This is a genomic window from Pseudomonas sp. CMR5c (assembly GCF_003850545.1).
Taxonomy (GTDB): Bacteria; Pseudomonadota; Gammaproteobacteria; order Pseudomonadales; family Pseudomonadaceae; genus Aquipseudomonas; species Aquipseudomonas piscis.
The window spans coordinates 4898443-4911865 of the sequence record NZ_CP027705.1; the positions used below are offsets into that span (position 1 = coordinate 4898443).

General features: G+C 65.7%; 10 protein-coding genes. 4 read left to right on the forward strand and 6 right to left on the reverse strand.

Annotated elements, in window-relative coordinates:
* Nucleotides 1-20: 20 nt before the first annotated feature.
* From C4K40_RS22350 to C4K40_RS22360, 3 genes are all read right to left on the reverse strand, one after another.
* Complete coding sequence (locus tag C4K40_RS22350) at nucleotides 21-962, reverse strand: rhodanese-related sulfurtransferase (RefSeq protein ID WP_053133227.1); 942 nt, start codon at nucleotides 960-962, stop codon at nucleotides 21-23.
* 183 nt (nucleotides 963-1145) lie between these two features.
* Nucleotides 1146-1442: a BolA family transcriptional regulator gene (locus tag C4K40_RS22355; protein WP_022640135.1), complete on the reverse strand. Its 297-nt coding sequence runs from the start codon at nucleotides 1440-1442 to the stop codon at nucleotides 1146-1148.
* A gap of 12 nt (nucleotides 1443-1454) precedes the next feature.
* Nucleotides 1455-1970 (reverse strand): DUF2059 domain-containing protein, encoded by a 516-nt coding sequence (locus C4K40_RS22360; RefSeq protein ID WP_022640136.1) that lies wholly within the window; start codon nucleotides 1968-1970, stop codon nucleotides 1455-1457.
* 182 nt (nucleotides 1971-2152) lie between these two features.
* Between C4K40_RS22360 and C4K40_RS22365 the strand changes: the two genes are divergently transcribed.
* Nucleotides 2153-3547 carry a class II fumarate hydratase gene (locus tag C4K40_RS22365; RefSeq protein WP_022640137.1) on the forward strand — a complete coding sequence of 465 codons (1395 nt, stop codon included), beginning with the start codon at nucleotides 2153-2155 and terminating at the stop codon, nucleotides 3545-3547.
* A gap of 43 nt (nucleotides 3548-3590) precedes the next feature.
* Here C4K40_RS22365 and C4K40_RS22370 read toward each other — a convergent pair whose 3' ends face one another.
* From C4K40_RS22370 to pap, 3 genes are all read right to left on the reverse strand, one after another.
* Complete coding sequence (locus C4K40_RS22370) at nucleotides 3591-4550, reverse strand: DMT family transporter (RefSeq protein WP_053133230.1); 960 nt, start codon at nucleotides 4548-4550, stop codon at nucleotides 3591-3593.
* A 155-nt stretch (nucleotides 4551-4705) separates the two neighbouring features.
* Nucleotides 4706-5890 (reverse strand): thiolase family protein, encoded by a 1185-nt coding sequence (locus C4K40_RS22375; protein WP_022640139.1) that lies wholly within the window; start codon nucleotides 5888-5890, stop codon nucleotides 4706-4708.
* 99 nt (nucleotides 5891-5989) lie between these two features.
* Nucleotides 5990-7504: a polyphosphate:AMP phosphotransferase gene (gene pap / locus C4K40_RS22380; RefSeq protein WP_053133233.1), complete on the reverse strand. Its 1515-nt coding sequence runs from the start codon at nucleotides 7502-7504 to the stop codon at nucleotides 5990-5992.
* A 147-nt stretch (nucleotides 7505-7651) separates the two neighbouring features.
* On the opposite strand from pap, the gene mnmC reads away from it, so the two are divergent.
* From mnmC to ngg, 3 genes are all read left to right on the forward strand, one after another.
* On the forward strand, nucleotides 7652-9628 hold the full coding sequence (mnmC, locus tag C4K40_RS22385; protein ID WP_053133236.1) for a bifunctional tRNA (5-methylaminomethyl-2-thiouridine)(34)-methyltransferase MnmD/FAD-dependent 5-carboxymethylaminomethyl-2-thiouridine(34) oxidoreductase MnmC: 1977 nt from the start codon (nucleotides 7652-7654) through the stop codon (nucleotides 9626-9628).
* A 204-nt stretch (nucleotides 9629-9832) separates the two neighbouring features.
* Complete coding sequence (locus C4K40_RS22390) at nucleotides 9833-11605, forward strand: N-acetylglutaminylglutamine amidotransferase (RefSeq protein WP_031320277.1); 1773 nt, start codon at nucleotides 9833-9835, stop codon at nucleotides 11603-11605.
* Nucleotides 11606-11608: 3 nt separating this feature from the next.
* Nucleotides 11609-13354 carry an N-acetylglutaminylglutamine synthetase gene (ngg, locus tag C4K40_RS22395; protein ID WP_022640143.1) on the forward strand — a complete coding sequence of 582 codons (1746 nt, stop codon included), beginning with the start codon at nucleotides 11609-11611 and terminating at the stop codon, nucleotides 13352-13354.
* The last annotated feature ends 69 nt before the right edge of the window (nucleotides 13355-13423 follow it).

Below are 13423 nucleotides of genomic sequence, written 5' to 3' on the forward strand. Positions count from 1 at the left end.
AGCAGGCGGGCGGACATGGCTCAGGCCTCGGAGGATGTTTGCTTGTAGTTGTAGCCGATCGGGTGCGGCTGGTTGCGAGCCTTGGCCAACTCGATCTGTTTCTGCCGGTCGATGGCGCTGCGGCGAGTCTTCTCGCTCAACGTGTCCCAGCAATGGGGGCAACTGATGCCCGGCACGTAGTGCTCGGAGGTACGATCCTCGACGCTCACCGGAGTCCGGCAGGCATGACATTGATCGTAGTCGCCTTCGCTCAGGTCGTGGCGCACGGTGACCCGGTTGTCGAACACGAAGCAGTCGCCCTGCCACTTGCTCTCTTGCTGCGGCACTTCCTCGAGGTACTTGAGGATCCCGCCCTTGAGGTGGAACACCTCGCCGAAACCTTCGCTGAGCATGTAGCTCGAAGCCTTCTCGCAGCGAATGCCGCCGGTGCAGAACATCGCCACTTTCTTGTGCTTGCTGGGGTCGAAGTTGGCCCGGATGTAGTCCGGGAACTCGCGGAAGGTGGTGGTCTTCGGATCGATGGCGCCTTCGAAGGTACCGATGGACACCTCGTAGTCGTTACGGGTGTCGATCAGCAGGACCTCCGGGTCGCTGATCAGGGCGTTCCAGTCCTGGGGCTCGACGTAGGTCCCGACTTGCTTGTTCGGGTCCACGCCCGGCACGCCCAGGGTGACGATTTCCTTCTTCAGCTTGACCTTGGTGCGGTAGAACGGCTGCTCGTCGCAGTACGACTCCTTGTGATCGATGTCGTGCATGCGCGGGTCGTTCTTGAGCCAGGCCAGCAGGCCGTCGATGCCTTCACGGCTGCCGGAAACCGTGCCATTGATGCCTTCCTCGGCAATCAGCAGGGTGCCCTTGATGCCGTTGTCGAGCATGGCCTGCAGCAGGGGCTCGCGCAGGCTGACGTAATCTTCGAGGGTGACGAACTTGTACAGTGCCGCCACGACTATGGGTTGAGTCATGGGTAATCTCCAGGTGGCTACCCTCGTAAAGGGTGAACCGGATGCAAAAAAAACGCGCCGGCTAAGCGGCGCGTTGCGGATTGTAACAGGAAGCCGGCGGCAAGCTCCAAGTCTCGAGCCGCAAGCGAGCAGCCGAGCCGGGAATCTGCAACCAGGGCTCGCCGCCGGCCTGCGCCGCGACGCCTAGGAATGGCCCCCGGCGCAGGTCGGCGAGGCCGGGGCCGCGCCGATCGTTTCCCATTCCTGGGGCGTGTAGGTATGCAGCGCCAGGGCATGGAACTGGCCCATCAGCTCACCCAGGGTGGCGTAGACCTTCTGGTGGCGCTTGACGCTGTTGAGGCCGGCAAACTGCTCGCTGACCAGCACCGCCTTGAAGTGGGTTTCCTGGCCACGGCTATGCATGTGGCTTTCGTCCAGCACTTGCAGGTGCGCAGGCTGCAAGCCCGCCAGCGCCGTTTCGATCCGTTGTTGCATGATCATCGCGGGCTCCGCTTACTTCTTCTTCGCCGGAGCGGCCTTGGGCTCGAGCTCGGCGGTCATGTCGGCCAGCAGCTTGTTCACCACCGGCACTGCGCTTTCCAGCTTGCCCTGGGTCATCTGCGCCGATTGTTGGGTCAGCTGGGGCATCTTCTCCAGGACCTTCTTGCCCAGTGGCGACTGGTAGAACGCCACCAGTTCCTTGAGCTCCGACTCACTGAAGTTGCTGGTGTAGAGCTTGACCATGTCCGGTTTCAGCTTGTTCCAGCCGATGGCCTGGTCCAGGGCGGCGTTGGCCTTGGCCTGGTAGGTTTCCAGCAGCGCACGCTTGGATTCCGGAGCCTTGGTCTGCTCGAAACGCTGGGCGAACATCTGCTGCACTTGCATGTAGACCGGGGTACCGAGCTTGTCCGCATGGGCCAGGGTCAGGAAAGCCTCGGCACTGGCGTTGTGGCTGGCGGTATCGGCAAGAACCTGGCCGCTGGCACAGACCAGAACAACCGCGGAACAGAGGGCACGAAGACGGGTCATCGAGTTTCCTTTTCTAGCAGGCGAGGTAGAACCCCAAGGGCGCCCATTCTGCGCCTATTGCTCCGCGTCCCTCAACCCCACCCGGTTTTGCCCGGGCCAATGGCAGGGATAAATCCCTCCAAGGGAACCCGAGCCTCGGATCAGGGCCTAAACTGGCCAGTCAGACTAGGAGGATCGCCACGATGAATCGAATCGAAACTGACAGCCTGGGCCAGGTTGAAGTCCCGCAGGAAGCCTACTGGGGCGCTCAAACCCAACGCTCGCTGGTCAACTTCGCCATCGGTACCGAACGCATGCCGCTGTCGGTCCTGCACGCCCTGGCGCTGATCAAGAAAGCCGCGGCCCGGGTCAACAACCGCAACGGCGACCTGCCCGCGGATATCGCCCGACTGATCGAACAGGCCGCCGACGAAGTGCTGGCCGGCGAGCACGACGACCAGTTCCCACTGGTGGTGTGGCAAACCGGCAGCGGCACCCAGAGCAACATGAACGTCAACGAAGTGCTGGCCGGACGGGCCAACGAGCTGGCGGGCAATCCCCGCGGCGGCAAGGCGCCGGTGCATCCCAACGATCATGTCAACCGTTCCCAGAGCTCCAACGACTGCTTCCCCACCGCCATGCACATCGCCACCGCCCAGGCCGTGCAATTCCAGCTGCTGCCGGCCATCGCCGAACTCTCCGGCGGCCTGGCCGAGCTGTCGGCGCGGCACATGAAGCTGGTGAAGACCGGACGCACCCACATGATGGATGCCACGCCAATCACCTTCGGCCAGGAACTCTCGGCCTTCATCGCCCAGCTGAGCTACGCCGAGCGAGCGATCCGCAGTGCCCTGCCGGCGGTCTGCGAACTGGCCCAGGGCGGCACCGCCGTGGGTACCGGACTGAACTCGCCCCACGGTTTTGGCGAAGCCATCGCCGCCGAGCTCGCCGCCCTCTCCGGTCTGCCGTTCGTCACCGCGCCCAACAAGTTCGCCGCCCTGGCCGGCCATGAGCCACTGACCGCCCTGTCCGGGGCCCTGAAGACCCTCGCGGTGTGCCTGATGAAGATCGCCAACGACCTGCGCCTACTGGGTTCGGGGCCGAGGGCCGGTCTGGCGGAGGTCAAGCTGCCGGCCAACGAGCCAGGCAGTTCGATCATGCCCGGCAAGGTCAACCCGACCCAGTGCGAAGCCTTGTCGATGCTGGCCTGCCAGGTCATGGGCAACGATACCGCCATCGGTTTCGCCGCCAGCCAGGGCCATTTGCAGTTGAACGTGTTCAAGCCGGTGATCATCCACAACCTGCTGCAATCGATCCGCCTGCTGGCCGATGGCTGCAGCAACTTCCACCAGCACTGCATCACGGGCCTGGAGCCCGATCCGGTGCAAATGGCCGCCCACCTGGAACGCGGCCTGATGCTGGTGACAGCGCTCAACCCGCATATCGGCTACGACAAGGCCGCCGAGATCGCCAAGAAGGCCTACGCCGAGAACCTGACCCTGCGCGAGGCGGCGCTGGAACTGGGTTACCTGGACGATGCGCAGTTCGACGCCTGGGTCCGCCCGGAAAACATGCTGGAAGCCGGAAAACAGGGCTGACATCCAGAGCGGGCGGCGGGTTTCATGCCGCCGCCCGTGATCGTCACCTGGCGCCACCGCGCCGACGCCGTGCCCGCAACCCCTCGATCAGCGACGGCCCCAGGGCCGTCAGCGCCGACCCCAGCACCACCAGCAACGCACCGCCATAACCCAGGCCGTTGATCTGTTCCGCGTGCACGTACTCCGGCCACATCCAGGCCGCCCAGGCCACGGCGGCGAAGGTCACCAGCGGGGTGATGGCCAGGGTCGCGCTGACCCGCGATGCTTCCCAATGGGCCAGGGCTTCGGCAAACGCGCCATAGGCCACCAGGGTATTGAGGCAGCAGGCCAGCAACAGCCAACCTTGCAATGGCGTCAGCGCCAGAACCTCCAACGGATGAACCCAGGGCGTGAGCAGCAAGGCGCAGGACAGGTAGATCACCATCATCACCTGCAATGAATTCCACACACTCAACAACTGCTTCTGGCCCAGGGCATAGAAGGTCCAGACCGCCGATGCCGCCAGCACGGTGAGCACGCCAGCGGTGTAGTCGCCCAGGGACGTCAGCAACTCGGCCAGGCGCTGGTTGAAGAACAACCCGAACCCCACCAGCAATACCAGCAGGCCCAGGCCCTGCCCCAGGCTGAAGCGCTCCTTGAACACCAGCACACTGGCGACCAGCAGCAAGATCGGCCCCATCTGCACCACCAGTTGCGCGGTGCCCGGGCTCAACAGGTTCAGGCCCATCAGGTACAGCACGTAGTTGCCCACCAGGCCACCCACCGCAAGCGGCACCAGCCAGGCGCCCCGCGGCCCGAGCCGACGCCAGTCGGGCAGGCGTCGTACCGCCGCCAGGTAGACCAGCAGGCACCCGCCGGACACCAGCAGGCGGAACCAGGTCACGGTGACCGGATCCATCGCTTGCAGTACTTGCTTGAGCTTGATGGGCAGGATGCCCCAGAGCACCGCGGTCACCAATGCGAGGAACAGGCCGTAGGCCCAACGACCGGATGAAACATGCATGCCAACCCCACAAAACCTGCCAGCGACGGGCACATTCTAGGGCCGGAGCCTGGGGCGACACAGCGGCTATGAGCGACCGCGCGCAAACAGGACAGTCCAGGTCGCAAACACGCAAGCCGGCCCCACCGGAGCCGGCTGGTATAGCGGCAACAGGCCTAGCGCACGGCCTCGAACAGCCCGGTGGCGCCCATGCCGCCCCCCACGCACATGGTGACGATGCCGTAGCGCAAGTTGCGCCGCTGCAGCTCGCGCACCAGGTGTCCGACCTGGCGCGAGCCGGTCATGCCATAGGGGTGGCCGATGGCGATCGAGCCGCCATTGACGTTGTAGCGGGCGTTGTCGATTTCCAGGCGCTCGCGGGCATACAGGCACTGGGACGCAAAGGCCTCGTTGAGTTCCCACAGGTCGATGTCGGCGATGCTCAGGCCCTTGGCCTTGAGCAGCTTGGGCACCGAGAACACCGGGCCGATGCCCATTTCGTCCGGCTCGCAGCCGGCCACGGTGAAGCCACGGAAGAACGCCTTGGGCTTGAGCCCCAGGGCCAGTGCCCGCTCCAGGCTCATCACCAGCGTCATCGAAGCCCCATCGGAGAGCTGCGAGGAGTTGCCAGCGGTCACCGAACCATCCTCGGCGAACACCGGCTTGAGCGCCGCCAGGTTCTCCAGGGTGGTGTCCGGGCGGTTGCAGTCGTCGCGATCCACCACGCCATCGAGGATCTGCACCTGCCCGGTGTTCTTGTCCTCGACCCTGTACTTGACCGCCATCGGCACGATCTCGTCGTCGAACAGGCCGGCGGCCTGGGCCTGGGCGGTGCGCTGCTGGCTCTGCAGGGCGTAAAGGTCCTGGCTCTCGCGACTGACCTTGTAGCGCCGGGCCACCACCTCGGCGGTCTGGCCCATGGGGAAATAGATGCCCGGCACCTGCTCCTTGAGCAACGGGTTGATCAGGTTGTCGGTATTGACGCTCTTCATGGTCAGGCTGATGGACTCCACCCCGCCGGCGACGATGACGTCGCTGCAGCCGGAGGCGATCTGGTTGGCGGCGATGGCGATCGCCTGCAACCCCGAAGAGCAGAAACGGTTGAGGGTCATGCCCGCGGTGCCGGTGCCCAGGGCCGAAAGCACGGCGACGTTGCGCCCGATGTTGTAGCCCTGGGCCCCTTCGTTGGAGCCGGCGCCGACGATGCAATCCTCGACGCTGGCCGGGTCGATGCCAGTGCGCGCCAGCAGCGCATTGACACAATGGGCGGCCATGTCGTCCGGACGGGTCTGGTTGAACTTGCCGCGAAAGGACTTGGCCAGGCCAGTCCGCACGCTGTCGACTATCACCACTTCACGCATGACGCTCTCCTTGTTGTTGCCAGCTCAAGAGCGTCGAGCATAGATCCGCGGCCAACCGCCCGCGACGATCATTCATTGGCCGTATGCGTGGCCATCGGCCTACTTCTTGTGTTTCTTGTCGTGCCGGTCGCTGCGCTCGAACGCCTCTTCCAGGGTCCGGTTGATGGTGCGCAGGACCTTGACCCGGGCCCAGCGCTTGTCGTTGGCCTCCACCAGGGTCCAGGGCGCCACTTCGGTACTGGTACGGTCGACCATGTCGCCCACCGCAGTACGGTAGTCGTCCCACTTGTCGCGGTTGCGCCAGTCGTCCTCGGTGATCTTGAAGCGTTTGAAGGGGATCTCTTCGCGCTCCTGGAAACGCTCCAGCTGGGTGTCCTTGTCGATGGCCAGCCAGAACTTCACCACGATCACCCGGGCATCGGCCAACTGCTCCTCGAAGTCGTTGATCTCGCTGTAGGCACGCAACCAGTCGGCCGGGCTGCAAAAGCCCTCGACCCGCTCCACCAGCACCCGGCCGTACCAGGAACGATCGAAGATGGTGAACTTGCCCCGGGCCGGGATCTGCCGCCAGAAACGCCAGAGGTAGGGCTGCGCGCGCTCGTCTTCGGACGGCGCGGCGATCGGCACGATGCTGTATTGGCGTGGATCCAGCGCCGCCGCCACCCGGCGGATGGCGCCGCCCTTGCCCGCCGCATCGTTGCCCTCGAACACCGCCACCAGGGCGTGCTTGCGCATGCGCTTGTCGCGCAACAGGCCGGCCAGGCGCGCCTGCTCGGTGATCAGTTGCTCTTCGTAGTCGTCCTTGTCCAAGCGCTGGGTCATGTCCAGGCTGTCCAGCAGGCTCAACTGGTCCACCGCTGGCGGCAACGGCGCGGCGTTGACCTGGGCCGGCTTGAGCGGCTTGCGAGCCAGGGCACTCTGCAAGCCCTCGAGGAGGATGCGGCCCACGGTGAGGCTGCGGTAATGCGGGTCCACGCCTTCGATCACATGCCAGGGCGCATAGTCGCGACTGGTGCGGCGCAAAACTCGCTCGCCGTACTTGACGAACTTGTCGTAGGTTTCTGACTGCTGCCAGTCCAGCGGGCTGATGCGCCAGCTGTGCAGCGGATCGTCCTGCAGGGCCTTGAGCCGGGCCTTCATCTGCTTCTTGGACAGGTGGAACCAGAACTTGAAGATCAGTGCGCCCTCATCGCAAAGCATCTTCTCCAGGCGCTCGGCAGCATTGATCGCCTGGTCCAGGCGCGGGTCCTTGATCTGCCCATGCACCCGCCCCTGGAGCATCTGGCTGTACCAGTTACCGAAAAACACCCCCATGCGGCCCTTGGCCGGGAGCATGCGCCAATAGCGCCAGGCCGGTGGCCGCGACAGCTCCTCGTCGGTCTGCTGGTCGAAGGTGCGCACCTCGATCAGGCGCGGGTCCATCCATTCGTTTAGCAGCTTGACCGTCTCGCCCTTGCCCGCCCCTTCCACGCCATTGATCAGCACGATCACCGGGAATCCGGCCTTCTGGCGCAACTCGAACTGCGCCTCGAGCAAGGCTTCACGCAGGGCCGGCACTTCGGCGTCGTAGGTTTCCTTGTCGATGGCGTGACCGATTTCAGCGGATTCGAACATGGGTGGCTCCCTTCCAAGAATTTTCCAAGACTAGCGGATGGACCTCGGCCAGGGAAAACAAATCCAGAAGCGCCAACGGCTTGCCATGGATCAAGCGCCGACCCGGTGATCGGCTAGAATGGCCGCCTTGCGCCACATGAGCCGAACATGACAGCAGAACTACCCTACGCCCAGCTCGACTGGGACGACCAAGGACGCCCGCGCTCGCGGGTCTTCGACGATGTGTATTTCTCCAGCGACTCGGGGCTGGATGAAACCCGCCACGTCTTCATCGAACAGAACCGCCTGGGGGAACGCTTCGCCGCCCTGGCCGCCGGCCAGCGCTTCGTCATCGGCGAGACCGGCTTCGGCACCGGGCTGAACTTCCTCTGCGCCTGGCAACTGTTCCGGCAACAAGCGCCGGTCGGCGCGCGCCTGCATTTCGTCAGCGTCGAAAAATACCCCCTGAACCACGCCGACCTGCAACGGGCCCTGGGCCTGTGGCCGGAGCTGGCCGACCTGGCGCAGCCGCTCTTGGTGCAGTACCAGGCGATCCACGGTGGTTTCCAGCGCCTGGTCCTGGACCAGGGCCGGGTCATCCTGACCCTGTTGATCGGCGATGCACTGGAGCAACTGCCGCAACTGGACGCCCAGGTGGACGCCTGGTTCCTCGACGGTTTCGCCCCGGCGAAGAACCCCGAGATGTGGACCGCCGAGCTGTTCGCCGAACTGGCCCGCCTGGCTGCACCGGGCGCAAGCATCAGCACCTTCACCAGCACCGGCTGGGTGCGGCGCCTGTTGAACGCCGCGGGCTTCAAGATGAAGCGCACCCCGGGCATCGGCCGCAAATGGGAAGTGCTGCGCGGCGAGTTCCTCGGCTGGCCCGAAGAAACTCCCGCTCCGGCCGCAGCCAAGCCCTGGTTCGCCCGCCCACCACGACAAGACAAGAGCGCCCTGGTGATCGGCGGCGGCCTGGCTGGCTGTTCCAGTGCCGCCAGCCTGGCTGCCCGTGGCTGGCAGGTACAACTGCTCGAACGCCACGGGCAACTGGCCCAGGAAGCCTCGGGCAATCCCCAGGGCGTGCTCTACCTCAAGTTGTCGGCCCACGGCACGGCGTTGTCGCAGATGATCCTCAGCGGCTTCGGCTACACCCGCCGCCAGCTCGAACACCTGCAACGAGGCCTGGACTGGGACGGCTGCGGCGTCCTGCAACTGGCGTTCAACGCCAAGGAAGCCGAACGCCAGGCGCAACTGGCCGCGGCCTTTGCCCACGACTTGCTGCACATCCTGGACCGCGAGCAAGCCCAGGCCCGGGCCGGCATTGGCCTGGAATACGGCGGATTGTTCTTCCCCGAAGGGGGCTGGGTCCATCCGCCGGCGCTGTGCCAATGGCAAGCCGCGCATGCAGGTATCCAGGTCCTGGCCCATCGGCAGGTGCTGGAACTGCGCCGGGTCGACCAGCAGTGGCAGGCCTGGGACGGCGAACAGCTACTGGCCAGCGCCGCCGTGGTGATCCTCGCCGGCGCGGCCGAGATCAAGCAGTTTCCCGCCAGCGCCGAGTTGCCCCTCAAGCGCATCCGTGGGCAGATCACCCGCCTGCCGCAAACGGCACGCAGCCAGGCCCTGGCCACGGTGGTCTGCGCCGAAGGCTATGTCGCCCCACCCCGGCTGGGGGAACACACCCTGGGCGCCAGCTTCGACTTCCACAACCAGGACCTGGCCCCGACCACCGCCGAACATGCGGGCAACCTGGCGATGCTGCGGGAAATCTCCAGCGACCTGCTGCACCGCCTGGACGCCGAGCACTTGCCCCTGGAAGAGCTGCAAGGCCGCGCGGCCTTTCGCTGCACCAGCCCGGACTACCTGCCCATCGTCGGTCCGCTGGCGGACCCCGCTGCCTTCGCCGACACCTATGCCGCCCTGGGCAAGGACGCCCGCCAAGTACCGGACCTGCCCTGCCCCTGGCTCGAAGGCTTGTACATCAATAGCGGCCATGGCTCGCGCGGCTTGATCACCGCGCCGTTGTCCGGGGAACTGCTGGCCGCCTGGCTGGAGGACGAACCCCTGCCATTGCCCAGGAACGTGGCCGAGGCCTGCCATCCGAACCGCTTCGCCCTGCGCCGGCTGATTCGCGGCAAGGCCTGAAACAGGGCCCCGGCAGCCGCCTGGCCGAAGCGCTGCCTGCTCCTGCCCTGCCCTGCCCCGGTCCGTCCGGGGTTGGACAGTGCCTGGCGCTTATAACCCATCGATCTAAAACTCCCGAGTTATGCACAGGTCAGTTTCCTGGTAGCCGTCATTTTGGCGGCGACGGATTGACTCTTCCCCAACGGAAAAAACCGGTAAGGACTTATGTGCGGATTAGCTGGAGAACTACGTTTCGATCACCAACCTGCCGACCTTGCGGCAGTTGAACGCATCACCCACCACCTCGCCCCCCGCGGCCCCGACGCCTGGGGCTTCCACAGCCAGGGTCCGATCGCCCTGGGCCATCGGCGCCTGAAGATCATGGACCTGTCGGACGGCTCGGCGCAGCCCATGGTCGACAACCAGCTGGGCCTGTCCCTGGCCTTCAATGGAGCGATCTACAACTACCCCGAGCTGCGCGCCGAACTGGAAGCCAAGGGTTATGCCTTTCATTCCGGGGGCGATACCGAAGTATTGCTCAAGGGCTATCACGCCTGGGGCGCCAAGCTTCTGCCCAAGCTCAACGGCATGTTCGCCTTCGCCATCTGGGAGCGTGATAGCAAGCGCCTGTTCCTGGCCCGCGATCGCCTCGGGGTCAAGCCCCTGTACCTGTCGCGCACCGGCCAGCGCCTGCGCTTCGCCTCGAGCCTGCCGGCACTGCTCAAGGGCGGCGACATCGATCCGCTGCTCGACCCGGTCGCCCTCAACCACTATCTGAACTTCCATGCCGTGGTCCCGGCCCCCAGGACCTTGCTGGCGGGCATCGAGAAGCTGCCGCCAGCCACCTGGATGCGCATCGAGGCCGATGGCCGCAGCGAGCAGCAGACCTGGTGGACCCTGGCTTACGGCCCGGCCGCCGATGAAACCCGGTTGACCCTGGAGGATTGGCGCGACCGAGTGCTGGACAGCACCCGTGAAGCGGTGGCCATCCGCCAACGGGCAGCGGTGGACGTCGGCGTGCTGCTGTCTGGTGGCGTCGACTCGAGCCTGCTGGTGGGGCTGCTGCGTGAAGTCGGAGTGGACGAGTTGTCGACCTTCTCCATCGGTTTCCAGGATGCCGGCGGCGAACGGGGCGACGAGTTCCAGTATTCCGACCTGATCGCCCGGCACTACGGCACCCGCCATCACCAACTGCGCATCGCCGAGCACGAGATCATCGAGCAGTTGCCCGCTGCGTTTCGTGCCATGAGCGAGCCGATGGTCAGCCACGACTGCATCGCCTTCTATTTGCTGTCCCGGGAAGTGGCCAAGCACTGCAAGGTGGTGCAGAGCGGCCAGGGGGCCGACGAGTTGTTCGCCGGCTACCACTGGTATCCGCAGGTGGACGGCGCCGATGATCCCTATGGCGCCTATCGCGCGGCCTTCTTCGACCGCAGCTACGAGGACTACGCCGCCACCGTGCAACCGCGCTGGCTGCTGGACCACGACGCCGCCGGCGACTGGGTCCGCGAGCATTTCGCCCGGCCCGGGGCCGACGCCGCCGTGGACAAGGCACTGCGCCTGGACAGCACGGTGATGCTGGTGGACGACCCGGTCAAGCGCGTGGACAACATGACCATGGCCTGGGGCCTGGAGGCCCGCACGCCATTCCTCGACTACCGCCTGGTGGAGCTCTCGGCCCGGGTCCCGGCGCGCTTCAAGCTGCCCGACGGAGGCAAGCAGGTACTCAAGGAGGCCGCGCGGCTGGTGATTCCCAGCGCGGTCATCGATCGCAAGAAAGGCTACTTCCCGGTACCGGGGCTCAAGCACCTGGAGGGCAAGACCCTGGACTGGGTCCGCGAACTGCTGCTGGACCCGAGCCAGGACCGCGGCCTGTTCAACCCGGCGATGCTCGACCGCCTGCTGACCGATCCCCAGGGTCAGCTGACGCCGTTGCGCGGCTCCAAGCTGTGGCAACTGGCGGCGTTGAACTTGTGGCTCAGTGAACAAGGAATCTGACCGATGAAAGCCCATGCTACGGCCTACAGCCAACGCCTGCTGCGCGGCCAGGCCCCCTCCTACGAACGCTTGCAGGCGCGTTTTGCCGAAGACGGCAGCGAGCCAGGCAACGACCCGGTTGCCGTGCACTGCGGTTGGGGCCGCCTGCTGATCGGCCATACCTTCCCCGACGCCGCCCGGCTGGCCGAGGAACTGCTCAACGAGCGTCCCGGCGAGCGGGACATCGCGCTGTATGTGGCCGCGCCCCAGCAGGTGCTGGGGCTGGAGCCGGCGCAGCTATTTCTCGACCCCTCCGACACCCTGCGCCTGTGGTTCAGCGACTACCGCCAGGCCACCCGGGTATTCCGTGGCTTTCGTATCCGGCGTGCGCAAAGCGCCGCCGACTGGCAGGCCATCAACCAGCTGTACCTGGCCAGGGGCATGCTGCCCATCGATCCAGAGCTGCTGACCCCACGTCACCAGGGCGGGCCGGTCTACTGGCTGGCCGAGGACGAGGATAGCGGCGCGCTGATCGGCAGCGTCATGGGCCTGGACCATCACAAGGCCTACCAGGACCCTGAGCACGGCAGCAGCCTGTGGTGCCTGGCCGTGGACCCAGACTGCAGCCGACCGGGTGTTGGCGAAGTTCTGGTGCGCCACCTGATCGAACACTTCATGAGCCGTGGCCTGAGCCACCTCGACCTGTCGGTGCTGCACGACAACCGCCAGGCCAAGAGCCTCTACGCCAAGCTGGGCTTTCGCACCCTCTCGACCTTCGCCATCAAGCGCAAGAACGGCATCAACCAGCCGTTGTTCCTTGGTCCCGGCCCCCAGGCACAGTTCAACCCCTATGCCCGGATCATCGTCGAGGAAGCCCATCGCCGGGGTATCGACGTACAGGTCGACGATGCCACGGCCGGCCTGTTCACCCTCAGCCACGGCGGGCGCCGGGTGCGTTGCCGGGAATCCCTGAGCGACCTGACCAGCGCCATCAGCATGACCCTGTGCCAGGACAAGAGCCTGACCCACAAGGTGCTCAAGGGCGCCGGGCTGAACCTGCCGGCCCAGTGCCTGGCGGGCAACGCCGATGACAACCTGGAGTTCCTCGACGAACATCGACGGGTGGTGGTCAAGCCCCTGGACGGCGAGCAGGGCCAGGGGGTAGCGGTGGACCTGCGCAGTATCGAGGAGGTGCAGCAGGCCATCGACCAGGCGCGCAAGTTCGACAGCCGGGTGCTGCTGGAAAGCTTCCACGAAGGCCTGGACCTGCGCATCCTGGTGATCGGCTTCGAAGTGGTGGCCGCGGCCATCCGCCGCCCGGCACAGATCATCGGCGATGGCCAGCACTCCATCGGCGCGTTGATCGAAGCCCGCAGCCGCCGGCGTCAAGCGGCCACCGGTGGCGAGAGCCGCATCCCCCTGGACCACGAGACCCAACGCACCCTGCACGCCGCCGGCTACGATTACAACAGCGTGCTGGAACCCGGCGAGCTGCTATGCGTGCGGCGTACCGCCAACCTGCACACCGGCGGCACCCTGGAAGACGTCACCGACATCCTCCATCCGCAGCTGGCCGATGCCGCGGTGCGCGCGGCCCGGGCCCTGGATATCCCGGTGGTCGGCCTGGACCTGCTGGTGCCGGCGGCGGACCAGCCCGAATACGTGTTCATCGAAGCCAACGAGCGTGCCGGGCTGGCCAACCACGAACCACAACCAACGGCCGAGCGTTTTGTCGACCTGCTGTTCCCCCTCAGTCAACCAACCCCCTGAGCCCCTGGGGCCTGCGGCGCCAGCGAGTGCCGCGGGTCTTGGACGAAGCCATCGCTGGGCGTTTTTTCA

Excerpts from the sequence above, each read along its gene's own strand:
- C4K40_RS22365 (WP_022640137.1), top strand. The coding sequence starts at position 2,153 with ATGAATCGAATCGAAACTGACAGCCTGGGCCAGGTTGAAGTCCCGCAG.
- ngg (WP_022640143.1), top strand. The coding sequence starts at position 11,609 with ATGAAAGCCCATGCTACGGCCTACAGCCAACGCCTGCTGCGCGGCCAG.
- C4K40_RS22370 (WP_053133230.1), bottom strand. The coding sequence starts at position 4,550 with ATGCATGTTTCATCCGGTCGTTGGGCCTACGGCCTGTTCCTCGCATTG.
- C4K40_RS22390 (WP_031320277.1), top strand. The coding sequence starts at position 9,833 with ATGTGCGGATTAGCTGGAGAACTACGTTTCGATCACCAACCTGCCGAC.
- C4K40_RS22355 (WP_022640135.1), bottom strand. The coding sequence starts at position 1,442 with ATGATCATGCAACAACGGATCGAAACGGCGCTGGCGGGCTTGCAGCCT.
- pap (WP_053133233.1), bottom strand. The coding sequence starts at position 7,504 with ATGTTCGAATCCGCTGAAATCGGTCACGCCATCGACAAGGAAACCTAC.
- C4K40_RS22350 (WP_053133227.1), bottom strand. The coding sequence starts at position 962 with ATGACTCAACCCATAGTCGTGGCGGCACTGTACAAGTTCGTCACCCTC.
- C4K40_RS22360 (WP_022640136.1), bottom strand. The coding sequence starts at position 1,970 with ATGACCCGTCTTCGTGCCCTCTGTTCCGCGGTTGTTCTGGTCTGTGCC.
- C4K40_RS22375 (WP_022640139.1), bottom strand. The coding sequence starts at position 5,890 with ATGCGTGAAGTGGTGATAGTCGACAGCGTGCGGACTGGCCTGGCCAAG.
- mnmC (WP_053133236.1), top strand. The coding sequence starts at position 7,652 with ATGACAGCAGAACTACCCTACGCCCAGCTCGACTGGGACGACCAAGGA.